Source organism: Limosilactobacillus secaliphilus (assembly GCF_001437055.1).
GTDB lineage: Bacteria > Bacillota > Bacilli > Lactobacillales > Lactobacillaceae > Limosilactobacillus > Limosilactobacillus secaliphilus.
In genome coordinates this window covers 251,070-271,965 of record NZ_JQBW01000006.1, presented here as the reverse complement: position 1 = coordinate 271,965, position 20,896 = coordinate 251,070, and the positions used below count along the sequence as shown (strand labels likewise).

The following is a 20,896-nucleotide window of genomic DNA, read 5'->3' as shown; positions in this document are numbered from 1 at the left end:
TTGGGAGAGCGTCTGCCTTACAAGCAGAGGGTCACAGGTTCGAGCCCTGTATCCTCCATTACAGCGTTTGCTGTTACACCAGACACCCATATGGCTCGGTAGCTCAGTTGGTAGAGCAACGGATTGAAGCTCCGTGTGTCGGCGGTTCGATTCCGTCCCGCGCCACTTATGGAGGAGTAGCGAAGTCTGGCTAAACGCGATGGACCGTAAATCCATTCCTTCGGGTTCGGCGGTTCGAATCCGTCCTCCTCCACTTTTTATAGGGATATAGTTAAACGGTATAACTACGGTCTCCAAAACCGTCGTTGTGGGTTCGATTCCTACTATCCCTGCTTAACTGAATATTATGGCGGTATTGGTGAAGCTTGGTTAACACATCGGTTTGTGGGTCCGACACGCGTGGGTTCGAATCCCACATACCGCCCTTTTGATTGGACGGGGACAATACTCCGTCTAATTGTTTGAACGGTTGGTTCAAACACTATTTGGTGGTATAGCCAAGTGGTAAGGCAGAGGTCTGCAAAACCTTCATCATCGGTTCAAATCCGATTACCACCTTTTAGTCAAAATCATGCCTCTGTGGCGGAATTGGCAGACGCGCTGGACTCAAAATCCAGTTCCCGTTGAGGGAGTGTGGGTTCGACCCCCACCGGAGGCATATTAAAACAAACAATTTGGCTAGTACAAAAGCTCTCTATGGTTGATATAGAGAGCTTTTTGTTATATCGATTTTTTATTATTGAATTCCGACTGTGCCAAATCTGTACTAACTTTATTATTTTGAGTACTTAAGAGGTCTAAGTTGACTTCAATTTGGTCGTCGACTTTGGCTTTGTACTCATAGATTAGATATGAGTATCAATTATCAGTTATCATAATATCTGAGTGTCCGAGAGGATTAGTTATTGTGTATATGCTTTGAGGATAACAAAAAAGCGACGAGCAAGTGACGTAATAAATAGAAGTGGAAGCCTTGCTTATAAATATCATTTCTTTTCATTAGCTTTTGAATAGCCTTGTTAATCTTATTTGAACTTGGTATATAGACATCGTAATTTTCAAAAACTAATTTCTGATGATTCGTCTGTAAATCTTTTAAATTGTTAAGCAACCCTTACTTGACTTTAATGATACGTACAGAGGATTCATTTATGTTCTTTTAACATCAATAGTTAAACCCGCCTTTATTGGCGGGCTTTTTTTAATTTCGTTATTGTTTGCTTAGGTGTGAATAAGTAATGACATATGATCCCATCGTGGATGTCACCTTTTTAACTTTTACAATCACGGTGTCGCCTTTCTTTACCTTCGGGTTGTCATTGCTTACAAAGTTTAAATGCTTGCCAGTTTCCATGTTGTAACCGAATGCGCTATTTGGTTCCAACTTTTGGACAGTAAACTTAACAGTTTTGCCTTTGATATCTTTTCCCGAATTGAGAGCCGATTCAGCAGTCTTGGCTGAATAATCAGCTTTGCGTTGCCCACACCCTGTGGCTACCAAAACTAAGCAACTCACGATAGTAATAATCGACAAAACTTTTAAAATGTTTTTCATAGTTTATCTCCTAATTTTAGCTTTCAAATATTTTGACGGCTCTTAACTCTTAATACCAAGAATATTTTCGGTGATTACTAATCTTTGATTCACCTACAGGCTTGTCACCGCAGTTAACCGTAACGATTAGACCTTCTTTTGATTGCTGATCATCTATCTTACCTTCGTGCAGAAGAACCATTCTTGCAAGATTTTGCGTTTGGTTCATAACATCTGTTTTTTGTTGAGGTTGTAAGTCTTTAAAAGAAGCTTTGACGTTTACCAATATGTCAGAATTACCAGTGTATTGAATACGATCAATCTGCTTAGCATATCCATAATTATTGGGGTTGCTGTCAGCATAGGACTGATCTTGCTGCAGATTTTTCTTTAATTCCGCGTTGATGTCTTTGTGTTTATTAGCTTCAGACTGCATTGAAGAACTTGTTTGGTTCGCGGAATTGCTAGTCTTCGAGTTTTTATTGTTATGACCATAGAAGTAAATTGAAAACACAATCACCAAAATCAGAAAGATGATCGTATAAGCTTTTCGTTTCATTTGTTTCCTCCTACTTTGCTGCACATGCGTAATGACTATTTAACGGCTTTCTTTTCGGCACACATATTCTTGGCCAGGTAATCATTATAAATAGTAAATGTAACACAAACATCTACGATTGATTTTAGTTTTTGACGCTGGCTAGCGTATGATTAGAGCCGTAAAGATTACTAAAAGTCTGATAATCGTCAAGGTGAATTTGTTTTTATTCTTATTTTAAAAAAACCGACTAACGTTCTTGTACCAGTTAACTGTTAAATCAGATATTTTAGGTGTTTATAGCGCTTAAACCGCTTGTCTAAGAAATTAACAAAAACGACTTGTCGCTCCACGTTAATCCCTTTATTAAGTTTACTCTCCCACATGCTAACTAAAACTACATTGTGATATTGTGTTGCGCTGGTTCGATGAGTTGAGCCGTTGTATTCATATCTGACAGTTTTTCTTATAAGCTATAATCATTCCTCATATTCATAATAAATTAGAAGAGTTGATAGTACACGCCAATGTTTTTAGTCCGTTTTCTGTGCCAGCAAGGTGGGTTAGTTATATAAGTAGCCTATGTGATGCCATCCATTACCTTCCCAGATCATAACGTCTGCACTTGGTCTCATGCTGTTATTGTTTTGCTGAGATTGGGCATGGGCATTCTGCTGCGAAGTATTATTCACGGTATCAGACCGCGCTGGAGCGTTCTGTTGGGAATTATTGCCTACTTGAACATTGCTTTGTGCTGTTTGTTGACCGCTTTCTTGGTGCTGAGGCTGCCCGTTTTGTTTTTGCTGTTGAGCTGGCTTGTTGGATGAAGACGAACTAGATGATTTCTTCTTATTGTGTTTCTTTTTATAATGCTTGACCACTTTACTAGATGAGTGACTAGTAGCGGATGATTTGTGTTTACTTGTTGCACAGGCGGAGAAGGACAAAGAGGTTAAAGCAATAAGAGATAGTAATGTTAATTTTTTCAATGATTTTCTCCAATTAGTTTTCGCGGTTCAGCTTAAAATATTTGTATCATATTCTCTAGCTTTCAATTCTTAAGAACTATGAATATTATCGGAATTTCTACCCAATACTATTTAATGGAACAAAAAGTCTTACAAAATCTGCTCATAGTTGTCGGGAAGATGCATGTCTTGAAGTAATGTTAGGTAATTAACTGCCGTAAATTCAGGCTTGTAATCTGCTAACAATGATTCTAAATCTTTGACTAGGCGTTTGTAATTTTTCTTTGGTAGAACAGCTTTCATTGCAATAATCAGTTCAAAGATTCCTGCTTGGCTGTTCATCATTACATTATTCATGCCTGCTGCAGTTTTAATCTCACGTAAATGCGGCGTCTTGAAGACCACCTTAGAGTAAGTTATTTCACTGTGAGCGACGGCATTGCGAAATATGTTGACCATTTGATTGATGCCCTTAATTACGTCAGGGGTGATTGAGGCTTTGCAACCTTTATAAGTGTAAGATACTAATTTGGTATGATGAAAATCTTTAGCAATAATGTTTTGAACATCCGGGGTGCAATTTGCATAGAGATAATTTAGTTCACCGAATGTCAAAAAGTTGACCAGCACCCATAATGGAACATATCCATGTGAATTAACATAATGCTTAATTGCATTGTCACCTTTACGCGATGAATATGCCTGAATAGTGCTAGACAAAGAACTGATTGTACCGACAACTGAAGATACTTTATCAGGGTCGCGTGAAAAGTTATCCATGGCAAGATAGGAATGTTCTTCTGGATATTTCTCTGAAAAACGATAGGCAATTTCTGCACCAAGCATGTTTTCATATTTTAAAAGTGCGCGGTATAAGATTGAACGCAAATCGAAGTCAAAGTCGTACAAGGATTTGATTTCCTCAAAAGTCGTATCTTTCTTAAATACTTCAGGATGAATTGGATGACCATTGGAATCACGTGCCAGAAACATCCACTTGTAGCCATTGATTAAGGAGTAGTAGCCAATCTGCTCCAACGAACGTTTTGCTTTATTACGTGCATCATTTAAACCACGATCGCGCAGGATACTTAGCTGTTTATTTAGTGTTTTGAACGGTTTGGAATTTCTTTTATTCGTCATATGTAGATACCTCAAAATAAAAGCCGCGATGTGTGCGACACACAATCACGGCTGTGTTAGTCCAACACCTACTCCTAGGGCCCTTTGGACTTGGTCAGTTATTATTTATATTATCACAAGAGTGGACATACTTTGTCAATGGAATGACATTAACTTCATTAAAATACTTTGCAGGGTATGCTTGGTTATCCAGCCATTATTTAGGATAATAATACCCTGTGTGGCGAGTATGACCACATTAAAAAATCGATCAAAATAAATTTTGATAAACGATTGACAACGCTTACGAACGCGACTAATGTTATCCTTTGAAATCAAAAGAAGAGGAGGCAATGATTATGCAGGAAGTGCCACAAAGGGGACAAATTAGTGCACGCAACTTGTCAATGACCGCCAGCTGGTCCTTTTTTGCCTTATCAATTGTAATTAACTCAATGGGGAATGTGTTAACCTTGGTCACTAGTACCCATATTCATCCTCATTTCTTGGGTTCGGCTTACTGGACCGCGGCCGAAAACAACTTGGGGAATGCGGTGCTCGGCAATAATCCCTTGACCCTATTCTGGGCATTTATGATTTTAGGGATGCTGACGTCGGTTTTAAACGCCATTTTGATGCATAAATGGGATTGGCACCGGATTATGGGCAACTTTGTGTTTATGTTGCCTTTCTCCATTTTTATTCAATGGTTCGCTGACATCTTTAACCGAATCATGCCTAACGTGAGTTCTCCAGCAGGGATCATCTTCTACACCTTTCTCAATTTCCTAGGGGTAGTGTTCATGGGAACCGCGATTTCGATTTATCAACGGGTCAACCTTGTCTTGCACCCGGCAGACGATTTGTTCCAAATTGTGCGCTTCCGCTATTGCCATGGCAACGCAACGCTTGCGATGTGGATGTCCTATATTCTACCGACAATTATGGGAATAATTGCCGCCTTTATGCAGGGAGCCATTTACAACTACGGCCTGGGCACATTGTTTGCATTCCTCTTCCAAGGTGCCATCACTGGTTTAGCCGACAAACTGGTCTTTCCTCGTCTGCATCACCAAGCACTGGACATTGGAAATTAAAGCGAATTGAGACACTAATATGAACATGATTATCCGGCATCGCCGCTGGATAGTCATGTTTTTTGTATAAATATAGTCTGTGCTTAGTTAATATTGCATATTTTTCACTATTTTGGGAATTTTTACTTGCATTACCTGCATAACCCATGTATTATATTAGCTGTATTCAAGAAATATACAGTTGATATTCAGTGATGAACGGGACGGAGGAAGAGAATATGAAATGGAAGATTAATAAAAAACTGATCACCGTTTGTGCAGTTGCACTGTGTGTGGTCAGTGGTTTAGCCGGTTGTGGTAAAAAAGAAAACACTACCTATAATAAGATCAAGTCAGAAAAGGTGCTGAAGATGGGGACTTCTGCTGACTTCGCACCATTTGAATTCCCAGTGATACAGAATGGTCACAAGAAGTACGTTGGTTATGACATCATGGTTGCCAATAAGATTGCGCAAAGCATGGGTGTTAAGCTGAAAGTTGAAAACATGGAGTTCTCTTCCTTGATTGGTGAACTGCAAAACAAGAAGGTCGACATCGTTATGGCTGGTATGACTGAGACCAAGCAGCGGAAGAAAGCCGTTGACTTCTCCAAGCCATACTACCAAGAAAGTGAAACCCTGCTGGTCAAGAAGGCCGACGCTGACAAGTACAACAAGATTGCTGACACGAAGGGTGCTCAGTTTGGTGCCCAACAAGGTTCAACGCAAGAAACGATTGGTAAGCAGGATACCAAAGCTCACATTGTAACTGAAGGTTTGGTTACTGCATTGACCACTGACCTGAAGTCCGGCAAGCTGGACGGGGTTGTCTTAGCCACTAAGGTTGCCGAAGAATACGTCAAGAAGTACCCGAACGACTACGCATTAGCTAAGGTTAAGATTCCGGTACCACAATCACTGAAGGAAATCAGTATTGCTATCCCGAAGAACGAACCAAAGCTGAAGGATAAGATTAACAAGGAAATCACTCACTTGCAGAAGACCGGTCAGCTGGATCAGATGTTCCAGAAGGCACAACAGATGCAAGAAAACAGTGGTAAGTAACATTTATTTTGATGAAAGGTAAAGGTGACAGGTATGTTTGATTTTTCTTTCCTGGGTAAATATTGGCCCCTGTTCATGCAGGGTGCTTCATTAACCCTTGTTATTTCCGTGATCGGTGTGATCATGGGGTTCTTGATTGGTCTTTTGTTAGTCATCATGCGGATGTCGAACGTGAAGATCTTTAACTGGATTGCCCGGATCTACGTCTCAATCGTGCGGGGCACGCCATCAATGATTCAAGTCCTCTTGATTTACTACATTCTGTCCAAGTCATTGCCGATCCCACAAACACAGGTATTGGGTTCCAGTCTTGACCGGATTATCCCTGGTGCATTGGCATTGGGCCTGAACTCTGGTGCTTATACTTCCGAAATTTTTCGTTCTGGTGTGATCTCCATTCCAGAAGGGCAGACTGAAGCCGGCTTATCATTAGGCTTGAGTCGTCACGATACCTTGTTTGAAATTGTCCTCCCACAAGCTTTGCGGAACACATTGCCAGCCATGGGGAACGAATTCATTACCTTAATCAAGGAATCATCAGTTCTGTTCTATATCGGTGTTCAAGAAGTCACTTCCGAAGCACTGGGTGTTGGTGGGACCCTTTACAACTTTATTCCACCGCTAATTGTTGCGGCTGTGATCTACTTTGTGATTACTCAACTGCTGGCACTCTTGTTGAACATGATGGAAAACAAGATGAGTCAGAAATACACGGTTAGTCACTAATCAAAATCGACACCTTTACCTTTAAAAACCGCTTTAGGTCAACGCCTAGAGCGGTTTTTGCTTGTGGTTATAATCATTCAAAATGACCAGAACGTCATATTAAAAAGAAAAAATAACCTTTTTATTTAGTGTATCATTTGATAAGGAAAAACGATTTTTTAACTTTTTATTTTTCCTCTATGTCTCTTTCTAAGAGGGTGGCAAGTCGTCTGTCAAAACGATTTAAATCGAATTGAGCAAATGATTTTTGAAAGTCAGCGAAAACAATAAATTAGGAAAAAGCCTTGACACACTATATATGGTATTCAGGACCGGCTCAATTACCAGATGTTGTGTTTGACGCGGCTAGATTGTAAGATAGTAACCGACGCTAAGGAGTGAGCAGCTATGTTAACGAACACCAAAATCGAGCCGCTGCAGACATTAAAGGCGGTACAAGTAATCAAGCGAGACGGTACCAAGACACCGTTTTACGCTTATAAATTAGATTTAATCATGCGCGCATTACACGCGGACTTAAAGACGCAGAAGGCTGTTTACCAGCACCTTCTGACAACCTTGGGTGATCTAAAAGAAGTCAGCACGAAGGAAATCGCCAAGGCAATGATTGAAGGCTTTCAGCAGGCCGGTCATGAAGATATGGCCCAAGATTTCATCAACTACCGGAAGCAAGATGAAGCTGATTTTGCGAAGGCCACGAACCCAATGTACAAGTTGGACCAGTTGCAAGATCGCAATTCCCGGGTAGTGCACGAAAATGCTAACAAGGACAGTCGGGTATTCAACACGCAACGGGACCTCGAAGCCGGCATGGTCAGTCGGGCACTGGGCCTGCGGATGCTGCCAGGGATTGTGGCCAAGGCGCACCAACGCGGTGACATTCACTGGCACGACCTGGACTACTCGCCAGTCAGCACTGAAACCAACTGTTGCTTGATCGACTTTGACGAAATGTTCAAGAACGGCTTTAAGATCGGTAACGCTTGGGTTTCATCGCCACGGTCAATCCAAACGGCAACGGCCCAGATGTCACAGATTATTGCCAACGTGGCTTCACTGCAATATGGTGGTTGCTCAGCCAACCGGATCGACCAACTGTTAGAACCTTATGCCAAAATCAACTATGAAAAGCACATGCATGATGCTAAGCGCTGGGTTCCAGAAGACAAGTGGGAAGAATACGCCAAGACCAAGACGAAGAAGGACATTTATGACGCCATGCAGGCCCTGGAGTACGAAATCAACACCTTGTACTCATCACAAGGTCAGACGCCATTCACGACGATCAGTTTCGGCCTTGGTACGTCTTGGATCTCACGGGAAATCCAAAAGTCCATTTTGCGGATCAGGATCAAAGGCTTGGGTAAGGAACACCGGACGGCCATCTTCCCGAAGTTGATCTTTACGTTGAAGCGGGGGTTGAACCTGAACCCAGGCGACCCGAACTATGACGTTAAGCAACTGGCTTTGGAATGTGCTACTAAGCGGATGTACCCAGACCTCTTGATGTATGACAAAATCAAGGAATTAACGGGCAGTTTCAAGGCACCAATGGGTTGTCGTTCATTCTTGCAAGGCTGGACCGACCCAGAAACCGGCAAGGAAGTTAACTCTGGCCGAATGAACTTAGGTGTGGTTACCGTCAACCTGCCACGGATTGCTCTGGAGGCTCACGGCGACAAGCAACTCTTCTGGGAGATCTTCAAGGAAAAGATGCGGATCTGCCACATTGCCTTAAAGTACCGGATTGCGCGGGTCAAGCAGGCTAAGCCGGAAAACGCCCCATTGCTCTACATGTATGGTGCGTTCGGCAAACGGCTGAAGAAGACGGACTCGGTTGATGAAGTCTTCAAGAACAGTCGGGCCACTGTTTCTCTCGGTTACATCGGCTTATACGAAGTGGGTACAACCTTCTATGGCCCAAAGTGGGAACACAACAAGGAAGCTCATGACTTCGCCGTTTCCATTGTCCGTGAGATGCATGACCTGTGTGCTAAATGGGAAAAGGAAGAGGGCTACCACTACAGCCTTTATTCCACCCCAGCTGAATCATTAACCGACACCTTCTGCCAAGACGATATCAAGAAGTTCGGGCGGATCGAGGATGTGACGGATAAGGAATACTACACAAACAGTTTCCACTACGACGTTCGCAAGCACCCAACCCCGTTTGAAAAGCTGGAATTTGAAGAGGACTTCCCAAAGTACGCTTCTGGTGGCTTCATTCATTACTGTGAATACCCAAACCTGCGGCAAAACCCAAAGGCATTGGAAGCTGTTTGGGACTGGGCATACGACCACGTTGGCTACCTCGGCACCAACACGTCCATCGACCAATGCTTCAAGTGTGGCTTCAAGGGTGAATTTGAAGCAACGGCGCGTGGCTTTAAGTGCCCACAGTGTGGTAACCACGACCCAGCAACGTGTGACGTGGTAAAGCGGACTTGTGGCTACTTAGGCAACCCAATGCAGCGGCCAATGGTTCACGGTCGGCACGAGGAGATCATTCACCGGGTAAAGCACATGTCCCCATCAATGATCAAGTCAGCGGCTGCCTTTGAAACCAACCGTCAGTCCGATTCACGGGAAGCACACGCTAACATTACTGGTAAGCAGATTTAAGCACTTAAATGTAATATCAATTGGGATGTGGTGAAACACGGTTTTTCCGCATCCTATTTTTGTCATGGAGGCTTTAGTATGGTAGAAAGACATCGTCACCGTTTGCCAAATAATCCGAAACCGAAAGAATGGTTGGCTCAGGACCATTCACTGCAGTACGTGGCGGACTACAAGCCGTTCAACTTTGTGGATGGTGAAGGGGTCCGGTGCAGTTTGTACGTCAGTGGTTGTCTCTTCAACTGTCCAGGTTGCTACAACAAAGCGGCACAGAACTTCCACTATGGGCAACCATATTCTCAAGAGTTGGAGGATCAGATCATTAAGGACATGAGCCATGATTATGTCCAGGGATTGACGCTGCTAGGCGGCGAACCATTCCTAAACACCCAGGTTTGCCTGAAAATTATTAAACGGGTGCGCAAAGAATTTGGCCATAGTAAAGACATTTGGTCCTGGACCGGTTACACTTGGGAAGAGTTGCAGAAGGAGTCCTATGATAAACTGGAAATGCTGAGTTTGATCGATATTCTGGTCGACGGGCGTTTCCTGGAAGATCAAAAGGACCTGACTCTGCAGTTCCGTGGTTCCAGCAACCAACGGATCATTGATGTCCAAAAGTCCCTCAAAGCCAACAAGGTCGTCATCTGGGACAAACTCGTCCATTAATCAATAGGTGGTAAGTATGACTTTAGAAGTAAAAGATCTGCATGTTGTCGTTAAAAAGACTGGCGAAGAAATTCTGAAGGGGGTCAATTTAACGATCCCGACCGGTCAGGTGCACGCGATTATGGGGCCGAATGGTAATGGTAAGTCGACACTGGTTTCGACCATCATGGGCTATCCTGCCTATGAAGCTACCCAGGGGACCGTTACCTTCAATGGCGAATCGGTCCTGGATAAACCGGTCAATGAGCGCGCCAAAATGGGGCTGTTTTTGGGAATGCAATATCCATCCGAAATTCCGGGAGTCAAAAATGCGGATTTCCTGCGCGCAGCAGTGAACGCAACCATGCCTGCCGGGAAAACAATGCCCGTTTTGCAGTTCATGCAACGGCTGAATTCGGCGATGGAACTCTTGCAGATGCCGGACGACATTACGGACCGTTACCTAAACGTCGGCTTCTCTGGCGGGGAAAAGAAGCGCAATGAAGTGCTGCAGATGCTGATGCTGCAGCCGAAGTTGGCCATCCTTGATGAAATTGACTCCGGCCTGGACATTGATGCCATGCGCATCGTGGCCAAGGGGATCAATCATTTACGGAGCCCACAATTCAGCGCATTGCTGATCACCCACTACGAGCGGTTGCTAAAGTACGTGGTTCCTGACCAGATCCATATCATGGTCGATGGCCAGATTGTCGACAACGGTGGCCCCGAATTAGCGGATGAACTGGAAAAGAATGGTTATGCCAAGTACGAACACGAAGCGAAAGGTGATCAATAACCATGCCAACGGATTTAGTATCACAAATTAAAGCAGCCGCTCACAATCAGCCGGCTTGGTTACAGAAAAAGCGCCAACTCGCTGCCCAATTGGCGGCCAACTTTCCTGACAACGCCTTTGAACAGGCAATTCTTGATCATTGGCAGTCGGTGGATTTGACTGAGGCTGATGACGGTCAGGGTGATTGCTCGACGAACGACTATGTTGACCTGCCCTTATTTACGGCCAGTGCCAAGTATTCGGAATTGCTGCAGGAAAACCTGATGGAGAAGGCGATCAGCTGGCAGGATAGTCGTTTGAACGCCTTACACATGGCCCTGTTAAATGGTGGCCGCTTCGTCTACGTTCCTGATGGCAAAGTCGTCAAAGACCCGATTGAGTTAAAAGTTACCTGTCAGCAGAGTAATTATCACAACCTCGTGATCGTCGGGGCAAATGCCCAGGTGACCATCGTTGAACAGCAGACAGGAGCAAGCCCTGTGCCGACCTTTTTCGGAACAGAACTGTTGCTGGGTGACGGTGCGGTGGTTAATTACTACCAGAGTAACCACTTCACAGCCCAGAATAATTGGCAGGCAACCCGGGCCTACCAGGCGGCCGACAGTCAGTTGAATGTTTACACGGCCTTTTTTGACGGTCATGACCTGTATACGGATACCTTTACCAGCCTGGATGGCGATGGCAGCCAAGCAGATGTTAAGACGGTCGCCATCAGCAACGGCCACCAGCGCTCCGAAGTCCATACCCGAATTGATAACCACGGTCTCCACACCAATGGCATGATCCAGCAAAACGGTGTGGCTTTAGATCACGGGGTTTTGAATTTTCACGCCGTGGGCAAGATTTATCACGGCAGTCATCAATCCAATTCCAACCAGGAAAGCCGTTTGTTGACCCTAAACAAGGCCAGTAGGGGTGAAACTGATCCGGTGCTTTTGATTGAAGATAATGATGTGGACGCTGGGCATGCCGCTTCAATTGGCAAGGTCGATGCCGACCAGCTCTATTACCTGCAATCACGCGGCCTAACTCTGCAGCAGGCCCAGATCTTGTTGACAAAGGGCTTCTTATTGCCGGTGATCAACAAGTTCCCTGACTCGGCATTACGGGCGCGCACCCAAAAAGAACTGCTTGATCGTCTGGAGGTGGCAGAATGAGTCAAGATGAAGATAAACAGGCAATTCAAAACTTCGCTAAGGAACACTACCAGTATGGCTTTCATGACGATGTCAAACCGATCTTTTCAACTGGTGTGGGTTTGAGCGAAGACACCGTCAGAGAAATTTCCCGGCGCAAAAATGAACCCGAATGGATGCTGAAGATTCGTTTGAATGCCTACCACCAGTTCAAGAAGATGGCCTTGCCAAAATTCGGCCCCGACCTGAGCAAGTTGGATCTCAGTCAATTGCGTTACTTCCAGCGCCCAACTGATCATGTGGCGCGTAGCTGGAATGATGTGCCGGAAGAGATGAAGACCACCTTCCAGAAGATGGGTGTGCCACAAGCTGAGCGTAAATATCTGGCAGGTGCCACTGCCCAGTACGAGTCAGAGGTTGTCTATGCCAATCTGAAGCGTGACTTGTCGCGGCAAGGGATCGTCTTCATGGACACGGATACGGCGGTGCAGAAGTATCCGGAGATGGTAAAACAATACTTTGCCCACCTGGTAAAACCGACCGACAACATCTTTGCAGCCTTGAACACCGCGGTCTGGTCTGGTGGAACCTTCATTTATGTGCCTAAGGGTGTGCACGCGGATGCTCCTTTACAGAGCTTCTTCCGGATCAATGCGGAAAATACCGGTCAATTTGAGCGGACACTGATCATCGTGGACGACGGGGCCAGTGTTAACTATGTCGAAGGCTGTACCGCACCGGTGTACTCTGAGGACAGCCTGCACGCGGCCGTTGTCGAAGTCTTCGTCAAGCCCCACGCTTTTTGCCGCTACACCACCATTCAGAACTGGTCGGCGAATGTCTACAGTTTGGAAACCAAACGGGCAGTGGCCGACGAAGATGCGGTGATGGAGTGGGTTGACGGTAACCTGGGTTCCAAAGTCACCATGAAGTATCCGAGTGTCTACTTGCGTGGTCGTGGTGCTAAGGGAACTATGCTGTCGATTGCCTTTGCCAATGGCTTGGTTGACCAAGACACGGGGGCGCGGATGATTCACCAGGCACCGGATACTAGTTCCACGATCATTTCGAAATCGTTGTGCCGCGCTGGGGGTATCTGTGACTATCGTGGTGAGGTCAAGATGGACAAGAACGCCCACGGTTCCAGCTCGCACGTTGAATGTGACACGATTATCATGGATAACCAATCCAGCAGTGACACCATTCCGAAGAACCAAGTGGCCATTGGCGATGTGTCGATGGAACACGAAGCCAAGGTTTCCAAAGTGTCCGAAGAGGAACTTTACTACCTGATGAGCCGGGGCCTGAGTGAAGAAGAGGCCACGAAGATGATCGTGATGGGCTTTATCGAACCCTTTACCAAACAGCTGCCAATGGAATACGCGGTGGAACTAAACCGCCTGATTGACTTCCAGATGGCGGGTTCAGTTGGTTAATTAATATATTTATTTCAAATTTTTAACGCCTAGGCTGTCATGCAGTCTAGGCGTTTTACGAACATTATTCATTTTACAAGCCTATTAGTTCGTGATAAACTCTCCACAATCATCGAGGCAAGGAAAGCTCGGGAAAAGAGGAGAGAATTGTTATGAGCGAAGAAGCAAAGAGCAGTTTGTTGATAGGTCCAGACGATCCCATTGAAAACGGTGAAGCCACGTTGTTAGGTTTGCAGCACGTCTTGGCGATGGATGTCTACGTTCCGCCGATCATCTTGGGTGGAATGCTGGCAATGGGCAGTGCCGATTCTTCCGGTTTAGTTCAATCAACGTTCTTGGCCGCCGGAATTGGGACGATTTTGCAGACCATGTTTTGTATGAAGATGCCAGTTTCACAAGGTCCTTCCTTCGTTCCGCTGGGTGCAGCTGCCGGCATTGTGTTGGCCAGTGGTGGTCTGAAAGGACAAGGAATGGCGACCTTAATTGGGGCGTTGATTGTTGGTGCTATTGTCCTGGTTGCTTTAGGACTGAGCGGTGTCTTCCAGAAGATCATTAATGCACTGGTACCGGCTGTAGTCGGCGGCACCATTATCACCTGCGTGGGTCTGTCATTGATCCCGAGCGCGTTAAACGACAACATCTTTGAAGCATCTGGAAACATTTATCAAAACATCGAACTGGCTAGTGTGACGGCGTTGGTCATGTTGATCTGTGTGGGCGTTAGCATTCGTTTCCCTAAAGTGCAAAAGTTGTTCCGGACCAGCTCGATCGTGATTGCTTTGTTAGTGGGTACATTGATGAGTGCTTCCATGGGCCGGTTCAACTGGGCCAGCGTGGCCAACAGCCCATGGTTCAGCTTGCCATCCAGGACCATTTTCCACTGGGGCGTTCGTTTTAACCTGACCTCCATTCTGACCTTCTTAATCATTTACGCCATCATCACCACTGAAACGACGGGAACCTGGTTTGCGATGGGTGCCGTTACCAATCACACCATCTCCAATCGCCAATGGAACCATGGGATCGTTGGCGAAGGCCTGAGTTGCTTGGTTGCAGCGCTGACCGGGACGACTCCGGTGACGGGCTACTCAACTAACGCCGGCATTATCTCCATTACTGGTGTGGCTTCGAAAAAGGTCTTCGTGGCCGCCGGTGGCTGGTTCATCCTGTTGGGCTTCTTCTCCAAGTTATCCGCATTCCTGGCCGCCATTCCGGCACCGGTCATCGGTGGGGTCTTTGCCATCATTACGGTCACGATCATGTTGAACGGTTTAAACGTTATCCGTGGCCTGGAAACGGCGCCTGGCGACTTATACGTTATCGGCCTGCCTATCATTCTGACTCTGGCCATCACCTTCCTGCCAAAGCACGTGGTTAACGCGGCACCGCAGATGGTTCAATACTTATTAGGGTCACCAATTGCAATTGCCGCTGTGGCTGCGATCATCTTGAACCTCTTGATGCCACGCCGAGCTTATCAATCCACGGTGGCATAATTAATGCAACATTATATAGAAGAAAGAGGCAACTGTGACATAACTCCTCTATATAGTTGAGGAAGCTATGACGCAGTATACAAAGGAGCTCCAGCGTTCGGTAGATCCGAATGCTGGAGCTCTCTTTGTGCTTGTGAGTTTCCCTACATGCTATCTCCGCCTCGAAAAACGAACTAGCAGTTCACTCCAATGTTACGCAATCTTTACTAAAAGGGCACTTTTCGGCCAAATAAAAGGGATTTTGCCAAAAAAACAAAAAATTTTTGCGGATTTTTGGTGACTAGATTACAAAGGGCTTTGTGAAGGGATCAGGTGTTCGTAAATCACTACAACGTTGACTGGGCAGGGGGTGACGTGATTTAGGGCGACAGAAACTATTCACAAATATTACAGAAAATTACAACGACTCCTTTTTTTGCAAATTTGTAGTAATTCCGCCGTAATTCCGGTGGTCTATAGTAATAACCGTTGATAAGTTATTGATATGCAACTACAGATTTTAAAGAAAAGGATGTTTTAATTTATATGAAGTTCAATAAGAAAGCTATCAAAGTTGCTGCTGTTGTTGCCGGTGCCGTTGCTTTTGGTACTGCTGCAACTGCTACTTCCGCAAATGCCGACTCGATTTACACCGTACAAGCAGGCGACACGCTTTCTGGCATTTCCTACAAGTTAGGACATGATTTATCATTTGTTGACACTTTAGCCAGCAAAAACCAGATTGCTAACAAGGACCTGATTTACGTTGGTCAAAAGTTGGTAATCACTGACGATGGTCACGTTGCTCCTGCTACTCCACAACAGGCTGCTAACCTGCCATCCGCAACTAGTCAAAACACTGCTAGTGCAGAAAATAACAACACCGCTTCTGCAAGTGCCGCTAACAACGGTGGTGCAACTTACAACGCTGGTTACACTTCTAGCGTTGCCGGTGACGACGCAGCCGCAAAGGCATGGATTGCCGCTCGTGAATCTGGTGGTAACTACGGCGCCCAAAACGGCCAGTACATTGGTAAGTACCAATTATCCGCTGCTTACCTGAACGGTGACTACTCCGCTGCTAACCAGGAACGGGTAGCTGACCAGTACGTTGCCAGCCGTTATGGCTCATGGACTGCTGCACAATCATTCTGGCAGTCACATGGTTGGTACTAAAATTAACGAATAACCTAACAATTAAAGGGATGGTGTCCGCCATTCCTTTTTTATTAGGGCAAATATGACAAAATAATCATATATGCTCCAGAAATGACTTATTTTTTTGCCAATCGCCCAAAAGTTGACAAACGTGCAATCCTTACGGCGAGATGGCGTCAGAACGGTTTGGTCAAGATTGGTTAAAAATAATTAGCACTCTCGACGGTTAAGTGCTAAAAATCTCTTGTTTTTCGTAAGTAATGGTCTAATATGTAAAGTGTAAGGAAGGAAAAAGGAAACAATAAAAAAGAAATAGTAATTGAAAGGGATGTTTTTTATGGCTAACGATTTACAGCGTCGTGATAACTTCTTTGATGACATGATGAACATGCGGGATTTGTTTAATGACAACTTCTTCCCAGCAATGAAGACCAACTACATGAAGAGTGATGTTACTGAAAGCGACAAGGGTTACCAAGTTAAGATTGACATGCCTGGCTTTGACAAGAAGGACATTCATGTCAACTATGCCAATGGAATGTTAACCGTTAGTGGCCATCGTGAGACCTTTGATGACGATGCCAACAAGAATGGCGAAGTTATCCAATCTGAACGTCGTTATGGTCAGATGAGTCGTTCTTACCGTCTGCCAAACGTTGATTTGGAGAAGGTTAACGCTAAGTATAACGATGGTGTCCTTGAACTTGATCTGCCAAAGATCAGCGAAAAGGCAAATGGCAGCCACATCGAAATTCAGTAATTAGATTGGCCGACATAAGCGAATTGTGTCATAAATCTCCTAAATAAAAAGAAAGGGTCCAGCTATTTACCGAGCAGGTAAGTAGCTGGACCTTTTTTGTATGTAACAATTAGTTGATTATTTTTGTTCCGGACGTGGTTCATCGTTGCGTGGTGTCTTTGGTCGGGCAACTGGATGTTCGGCGATGCCAGTAGGGAAGTCCTTATCGATTTCCTTTAAGATTGGCAACAAGATGTTGATGTAATCTTGGTAGGCCTTGACCGGGTCCAAACCATCATTATGTTTGGCCATTAAAGCAACGGCCATATCATGAGCACGCTGTTCATTGCTAATCATGGTTAGCCTCCTTATGCGTTATGCGAATCATCGTTTGCTAACCCCAGTTTGTACTGACAATCGGGACAAATTCCGTGCACCTCGACATCGCTTCTGGTCACTAAATAATTAGTTTCACTGCGCGTCAGGTTAGCAAGCTGCTTCGTGATTTGGTTGAACTGTTCATTCATTACATCGGTGATTTTACCACAATTATCACAGATCACGTGAAAATGCGGGTGACCGAAGTAGTCATAGTGGATCGATTCGTCACCGTTCTTTAATTCAATGACTAGTTGGTAGTTGACCAAAAGCTTGACGGTATTGTAAACAGTCGCCATGCTGATAGAGTCATCGTTCTTCTTTAGATCATTGAAGATCATTTCAACCGTTGGATGAGTGTGGTGTGTGATCAGGTAGTTTAGAATTGTTTTTCTTTGAGGCGTCAAACGGACCTTATTCGCCTGCAGACGCTTGATTGCACGTTCATATTCTGTCACAGCCATACTTACACACCCCTTTACTAATGTATTTGATTTGATATCTACTAAGGCTAAGTATAGCATTTACATGAGAGCAAGGGAAACATATAATAGTATTTGCTGATAATAATCATTCTAAATAAGGGAGAATTAGAATTATGTCTGAGCAAGTTGATCAAGCCGGGAAGACTTATAGTCGTTTCTGGTTTATCCTGACTTTACTGTTAGGAACTTTTACGATGTCGATTAGTCAATCGTCACTGTCAACGGCTTATCCGACCTTGATGCAGAATTTTGGCATCTCTGCCGATACCGTTCAGTGGTTGACTACGGGATTCATGCTGGTAATGTGTGTCAGCATGCCGATTAGTCCATGGATGCTGAACAACCTGACTTTCCGCCAGATGTTCATTGGCGCCTTGGCTTTATTTGATATTGGGTCCTTGATGATCCTCTTTACGCCAGCTTCATGGGGCATCTCTGGTTTCTGGTTCATGATGATTGGGCGGACGATGGAAGCCTTCGCTGTTGGTGTTCTCTTCCCGTCCTATCAAACCGTGCTGCTGGAGATTACGCCTGAAGACCAGCGGGGCACGACGATGGGTGTTGCCGGTTTGGTCATGGGCTCGGCTCTGGCTTGTGGTCCCATCATTTCCGGGATTGTATTGAAGTTCTTCTCTTGGAAGTCATTGTTTATCTTATTCATGGTCATCATCACGGCCGTATTGCTGATGTCTTGGGCAGGCCTGATCCGCAATGTGATGCCGAAGCGTGAAAGCTCACTGGACTGGCTGTCCGTCTTCCTGTCGCTGGGATTGATCGGCATGATGTATGTACTGAACCAGATCGGCAAGGGTAAGGCCAACTGGACATTTAATGGGGTCTTATTGTTAGTCAGCTTAATCGCCATCGTTGCTTTCTGCTGGCGGCAGTTCCACTTGGAAAGCCCATTGCTGGAATTGCGGGTTTTGAAGACCTTCAATTATGACCTGGCCATCCTCTTAACGGGAATTTCTTACGTGGCCTTGATTGTTGTCACGATTATCTTCCCACTCTATTACCAGGGCGTCTTGAAGGTCAGCCCGTTCATTTCTGGAATGTCCTTGGTACCAGGAGCGGTCTTCTTGAGTATCCTGAACCCATTAACCGGTAAGCTGGCAGATAAGTTAGGCTTTAAGTTAACGCTGCGTATTGGGATGCTGATGATTATCGCGGGCTGGGTTGCCGGCCTCTTCTTGATCAACATGCAGAGCCTTCTGGGCATGATCGTCTGCGCCATGGTCATTGAAGGTGGCAATGCCTTTGTAATGATGCCAGCGGTTACCCTTGGTGCCAACTCCTTGCCGGATGAACTGGTATCACACGGGACAGCCGTCATTACAACGATTCGGCAGGTCCTGGGTTCAACCGGGGTCGCCGTTGCCACGATGATCCTCACTGGATTGACTGCGGCTGGTCAACGTGCGGGCCTGAGCAAACTGGCCGCTTCCTTGCATGGTTACCGGGCCGTGTTCATTGTCATGATCGTCATTGAATTGATCGGCTTAGTTTTGGCCTTAATTTTAAAAGATGAAAAACAGGGTAATAGCCGTAATTAACTATTGAATACCTAAATAAGGAGACGATCAGATGACTACATACCCTGCGTGGGCCGATGACGCCCTGATGAAAGATTACTATGATCATTACTGGGGTCAGCCCTCAAAGTTGGACCAGTGGCTTTTTGAAATGCTAAGCTTGGAGCTTTTTCAAGCCGGTTTAACCTGGAAAACGATTTGGAAGCGTCGAACGGACTTTGAAAAGGCCTTTGCTGATTTTGAAATTGACAAGGTGGCCGCATTTGACGCGGAGCAGATCGCTGAATTAACGCAAGATAAAAGCATCATCCGCAACCGCCGGAAGATTGAAGCGACGGTTAATAATGCCAAGTTGATCCAAAGCTGGCATCAGGCGGGCAAAACTTTAAGCGACTTTCTTTGGTCGTACGTTGAGGGTCAGCCGCGCAAAATGCATTTTGCTAACGGTGCTGAACTGCCAGCGAAGGACGACCTGTCACAAAAAATCAGTAAGGATATGAAGAAGGCCGGCTTTCGTTTTGTCGGCCCCACCATCATCTTTTCGTATCTGTGTGCAGTCGGCATCTACCAGCTGACTGTTGATAATTGGTAATTATAGAAAATAACTCCGCAAACTGAAGAGTCTGCGGAGTTATTGTTTTTATCGATCAATTTTAATTAAGTAAGAAGTCTTAACTCCAGTAGATCAACACGATCACCAACATCTGAGCCAAACTAAAGAGGATGAATGATGGGCGCCGGTGACGGTTAAACAAGATCAAGAGCCAGAATGAAACGACCAGAAAAGTGGCCACAAATAATTGCCAACGCAGGGTCCGGGTGAAAATAAAGGCAATCAGGTTCAGGGCCAGGACCGTCAAAATAGGGAAGTACAATGACTGTTTCTCTAGAAAGAACGGGGCCATGAAATACCAGCAGCTGGCCATCACCGGTAAGAGGAAGAAGACGATCTCCCACGATATGAAGTGCAGGCTGTTGTAGGCACAGACACTACCAATTGATAGGGCAACCAAGAGGCCAAAAGTTATCAGACCATACCAGCTGTTGAACTCTAGCCACGGTGTTTGCGAAAGCAGCAAAAAGACGGGCAATAAGAGTAAGAGCCCCATTACGATCGGCAGCTTATTAAAGGCTAACAAGACGGTGACCATGCTTAAAACGCTGGGTAAACAAGATAGTAATGACTTAAAGTGACCATAGACAATCAGGGTGACGCTTAAGCCGATACAAACCTCGTAGATGAACAACCAGCCCATGTTGGTGTCAAAGTGGTTGCCGGAAATGCCGACGACGTAAGCAAAGGGTGCGTATGACCAAGCAATTAACAGAATTAAGGCGGACGCGAAAATTGCCTTCCAGCGGTCAGTGAATAATTCGTCTTTTAGTTGATTGACCATGAAGATAACGCCTCCTTTGTTTTTGTCTACATAAAATTAAGTATAGCAGATTCAGCGGCCTGATTT

Annotated in this window: 20 protein-coding genes and 6 tRNA genes; 19 read left to right on the top strand and 7 right to left on the bottom strand. The window is 45.2% G+C overall.

All coding sequences use genetic code 11. The features are described 5' to 3' along the window. Nucleotides 1-92 precede the first annotated feature (92 nt). The 6 genes from IV45_RS03355 to IV45_RS03330 all read left to right on the top strand — a co-directional run bounded on the left by IV45_RS03355 (nucleotide 93) and on the right by IV45_RS03330 (nucleotide 658). Nucleotides 93-165: transfer RNA gene (locus IV45_RS03355), tRNA-Phe, on the top strand. 5 nt (nucleotides 166-170) lie between these two features. Further along, nucleotides 171-253 (top strand) — tRNA-Tyr (locus tag IV45_RS03350). 8 nt (nucleotides 254-261) lie between these two features. Beyond that, nucleotides 262-332: transfer RNA gene (locus IV45_RS03345), tRNA-Trp, on the top strand. Between the two features lie 17 nt (nucleotides 333-349). After that, a tRNA-His gene (locus IV45_RS03340) sits at nucleotides 350-424 on the top strand. Between the two features lie 63 nt (nucleotides 425-487). Further along, nucleotides 488-558, top strand: a tRNA-Cys gene (locus IV45_RS03335). A gap of 15 nt (nucleotides 559-573) precedes the next feature. Further along, a tRNA-Leu gene (locus IV45_RS03330) sits at nucleotides 574-658 on the top strand. Between the two features lie 552 nt (nucleotides 659-1,210). Here the strand turns inward: IV45_RS03330 and IV45_RS03325 are convergent. From IV45_RS03325 to IV45_RS03310, 4 genes are all read right to left on the bottom strand, one after another. Then, entirely contained in the window at nucleotides 1,211-1,555 is a 345-nt protein-coding gene (locus tag IV45_RS03325) for a hypothetical protein (RefSeq protein WP_057740714.1), read from the bottom strand. A gap of 49 nt (nucleotides 1,556-1,604) precedes the next feature. Continuing rightward, nucleotides 1,605-2,093, bottom strand: coding sequence for a hypothetical protein (locus tag IV45_RS03320; protein WP_057740712.1), 489 nt, complete (start codon nucleotides 2,091-2,093; stop codon nucleotides 1,605-1,607). A 542-nt stretch (nucleotides 2,094-2,635) separates the two neighbouring features. Further along, nucleotides 2,636-3,061, bottom strand: coding sequence for a hypothetical protein (locus IV45_RS03315; RefSeq protein WP_057740710.1), 426 nt, complete (start codon nucleotides 3,059-3,061; stop codon nucleotides 2,636-2,638). A gap of 129 nt (nucleotides 3,062-3,190) precedes the next feature. Continuing rightward, nucleotides 3,191-4,183, bottom strand: a complete 993-nt coding sequence (locus tag IV45_RS03310) for an Abi family protein (protein WP_057740709.1) — start codon at nucleotides 4,181-4,183, stop codon at nucleotides 3,191-3,193. A gap of 338 nt (nucleotides 4,184-4,521) precedes the next feature. Between IV45_RS03310 and IV45_RS03305 the strand changes: the two genes are divergently transcribed. The 11 genes from IV45_RS03305 to IV45_RS03250 all read left to right on the top strand — a co-directional run bounded on the left by IV45_RS03305 (nucleotide 4,522) and on the right by IV45_RS03250 (nucleotide 17,059). Next, complete coding sequence (locus IV45_RS03305) at nucleotides 4,522-5,259, top strand: DUF6198 family protein (RefSeq protein WP_420806384.1); 738 nt, start codon at nucleotides 4,522-4,524, stop codon at nucleotides 5,257-5,259. A gap of 218 nt (nucleotides 5,260-5,477) precedes the next feature. After that, the gene (locus tag IV45_RS03300) at nucleotides 5,478-6,302 is read left to right on the top strand and encodes a transporter substrate-binding domain-containing protein (RefSeq protein ID WP_083487249.1); all 825 of its coding nucleotides are present in this window, start codon (nucleotides 5,478-5,480) and stop codon (nucleotides 6,300-6,302) included. Between the two features lie 33 nt (nucleotides 6,303-6,335). Next, nucleotides 6,336-7,028 carry an amino acid ABC transporter permease gene (locus tag IV45_RS03295; RefSeq protein WP_057740703.1) on the top strand — a complete coding sequence of 231 codons (693 nt, stop codon included), beginning with the start codon at nucleotides 6,336-6,338 and terminating at the stop codon, nucleotides 7,026-7,028. A gap of 387 nt (nucleotides 7,029-7,415) precedes the next feature. Next, a complete protein-coding gene (gene nrdD, locus IV45_RS03290) occupies nucleotides 7,416-9,650 on the top strand; it encodes an anaerobic ribonucleoside-triphosphate reductase (RefSeq protein WP_057740701.1) in 2,235 nt (744 codons plus the stop codon). A gap of 78 nt (nucleotides 9,651-9,728) precedes the next feature. Then, nucleotides 9,729-10,316, top strand: a complete 588-nt coding sequence (gene nrdG / locus IV45_RS03285; protein WP_057740699.1) for an anaerobic ribonucleoside-triphosphate reductase activating protein — start codon at nucleotides 9,729-9,731, stop codon at nucleotides 10,314-10,316. 16 nt (nucleotides 10,317-10,332) lie between these two features. After that, nucleotides 10,333-11,094, top strand: coding sequence for a Fe-S cluster assembly ATPase SufC (gene sufC / locus IV45_RS03280; RefSeq protein WP_057740697.1), 762 nt, complete (start codon nucleotides 10,333-10,335; stop codon nucleotides 11,092-11,094). 2 nt (nucleotides 11,095-11,096) lie between these two features. After that, the gene (locus tag IV45_RS03275; protein WP_057740695.1) at nucleotides 11,097-12,251 is read left to right on the top strand and encodes a SufB/SufD family protein; all 1,155 of its coding nucleotides are present in this window, start codon (nucleotides 11,097-11,099) and stop codon (nucleotides 12,249-12,251) included. Next, nucleotides 12,248-13,666 carry a Fe-S cluster assembly protein SufB gene (gene sufB / locus IV45_RS03270; RefSeq protein ID WP_057740693.1) on the top strand — a complete coding sequence of 473 codons (1,419 nt, stop codon included), beginning with the start codon at nucleotides 12,248-12,250 and terminating at the stop codon, nucleotides 13,664-13,666. Before IV45_RS03275 ends, sufB begins: the two co-directional genes overlap by 4 nt. A 152-nt stretch (nucleotides 13,667-13,818) precedes the next feature. Beyond that, a complete protein-coding gene (locus IV45_RS03265) occupies nucleotides 13,819-15,162 on the top strand; it encodes a uracil-xanthine permease family protein (protein WP_057740691.1) in 1,344 nt (447 codons plus the stop codon). Nucleotides 15,163-15,687: 525 nt separating this feature from the next. Further along, nucleotides 15,688-16,317 (top strand): aggregation-promoting factor, encoded by a 630-nt coding sequence (apf, locus tag IV45_RS03255; RefSeq protein ID WP_057740688.1) that lies wholly within the window; start codon nucleotides 15,688-15,690, stop codon nucleotides 16,315-16,317. A 319-nt stretch (nucleotides 16,318-16,636) separates the two neighbouring features. Next, complete coding sequence (locus tag IV45_RS03250) at nucleotides 16,637-17,059, top strand: Hsp20/alpha crystallin family protein (RefSeq protein ID WP_057740683.1); 423 nt, start codon at nucleotides 16,637-16,639, stop codon at nucleotides 17,057-17,059. Between the two features lie 117 nt (nucleotides 17,060-17,176). On the opposite strand, the gene IV45_RS03245 is transcribed toward IV45_RS03250, so the two are convergent. Then, entirely contained in the window at nucleotides 17,177-17,395 is a 219-nt protein-coding gene (locus IV45_RS03245) for a hypothetical protein (protein WP_057740681.1), read from the bottom strand. Between the two features lie 11 nt (nucleotides 17,396-17,406). After that, nucleotides 17,407-17,880 carry a Fur family transcriptional regulator gene (locus tag IV45_RS03240; RefSeq protein WP_057740673.1) on the bottom strand — a complete coding sequence of 158 codons (474 nt, stop codon included), beginning with the start codon at nucleotides 17,878-17,880 and terminating at the stop codon, nucleotides 17,407-17,409. A 134-nt stretch (nucleotides 17,881-18,014) separates the two neighbouring features. Here IV45_RS03240 and IV45_RS03235 point away from each other — a divergent pair, with 134 nt between their 5' ends. After that, nucleotides 18,015-19,454, top strand: coding sequence for an MFS transporter (locus tag IV45_RS03235; protein ID WP_057740671.1), 1,440 nt, complete (start codon nucleotides 18,015-18,017; stop codon nucleotides 19,452-19,454). Between the two features lie 31 nt (nucleotides 19,455-19,485). Then, the gene (locus tag IV45_RS03230) at nucleotides 19,486-20,025 is read left to right on the top strand and encodes a DNA-3-methyladenine glycosylase I (protein WP_057740670.1); all 540 of its coding nucleotides are present in this window, start codon (nucleotides 19,486-19,488) and stop codon (nucleotides 20,023-20,025) included. A 79-nt stretch (nucleotides 20,026-20,104) separates the two neighbouring features. Here IV45_RS03230 and IV45_RS03225 read toward each other — a convergent pair whose 3' ends face one another. Further along, a complete protein-coding gene (locus tag IV45_RS03225; protein WP_057740669.1) occupies nucleotides 20,105-20,830 on the bottom strand; it encodes a hypothetical protein in 726 nt (241 codons plus the stop codon). Nucleotides 20,831-20,896 lie beyond the last annotated feature (66 nt).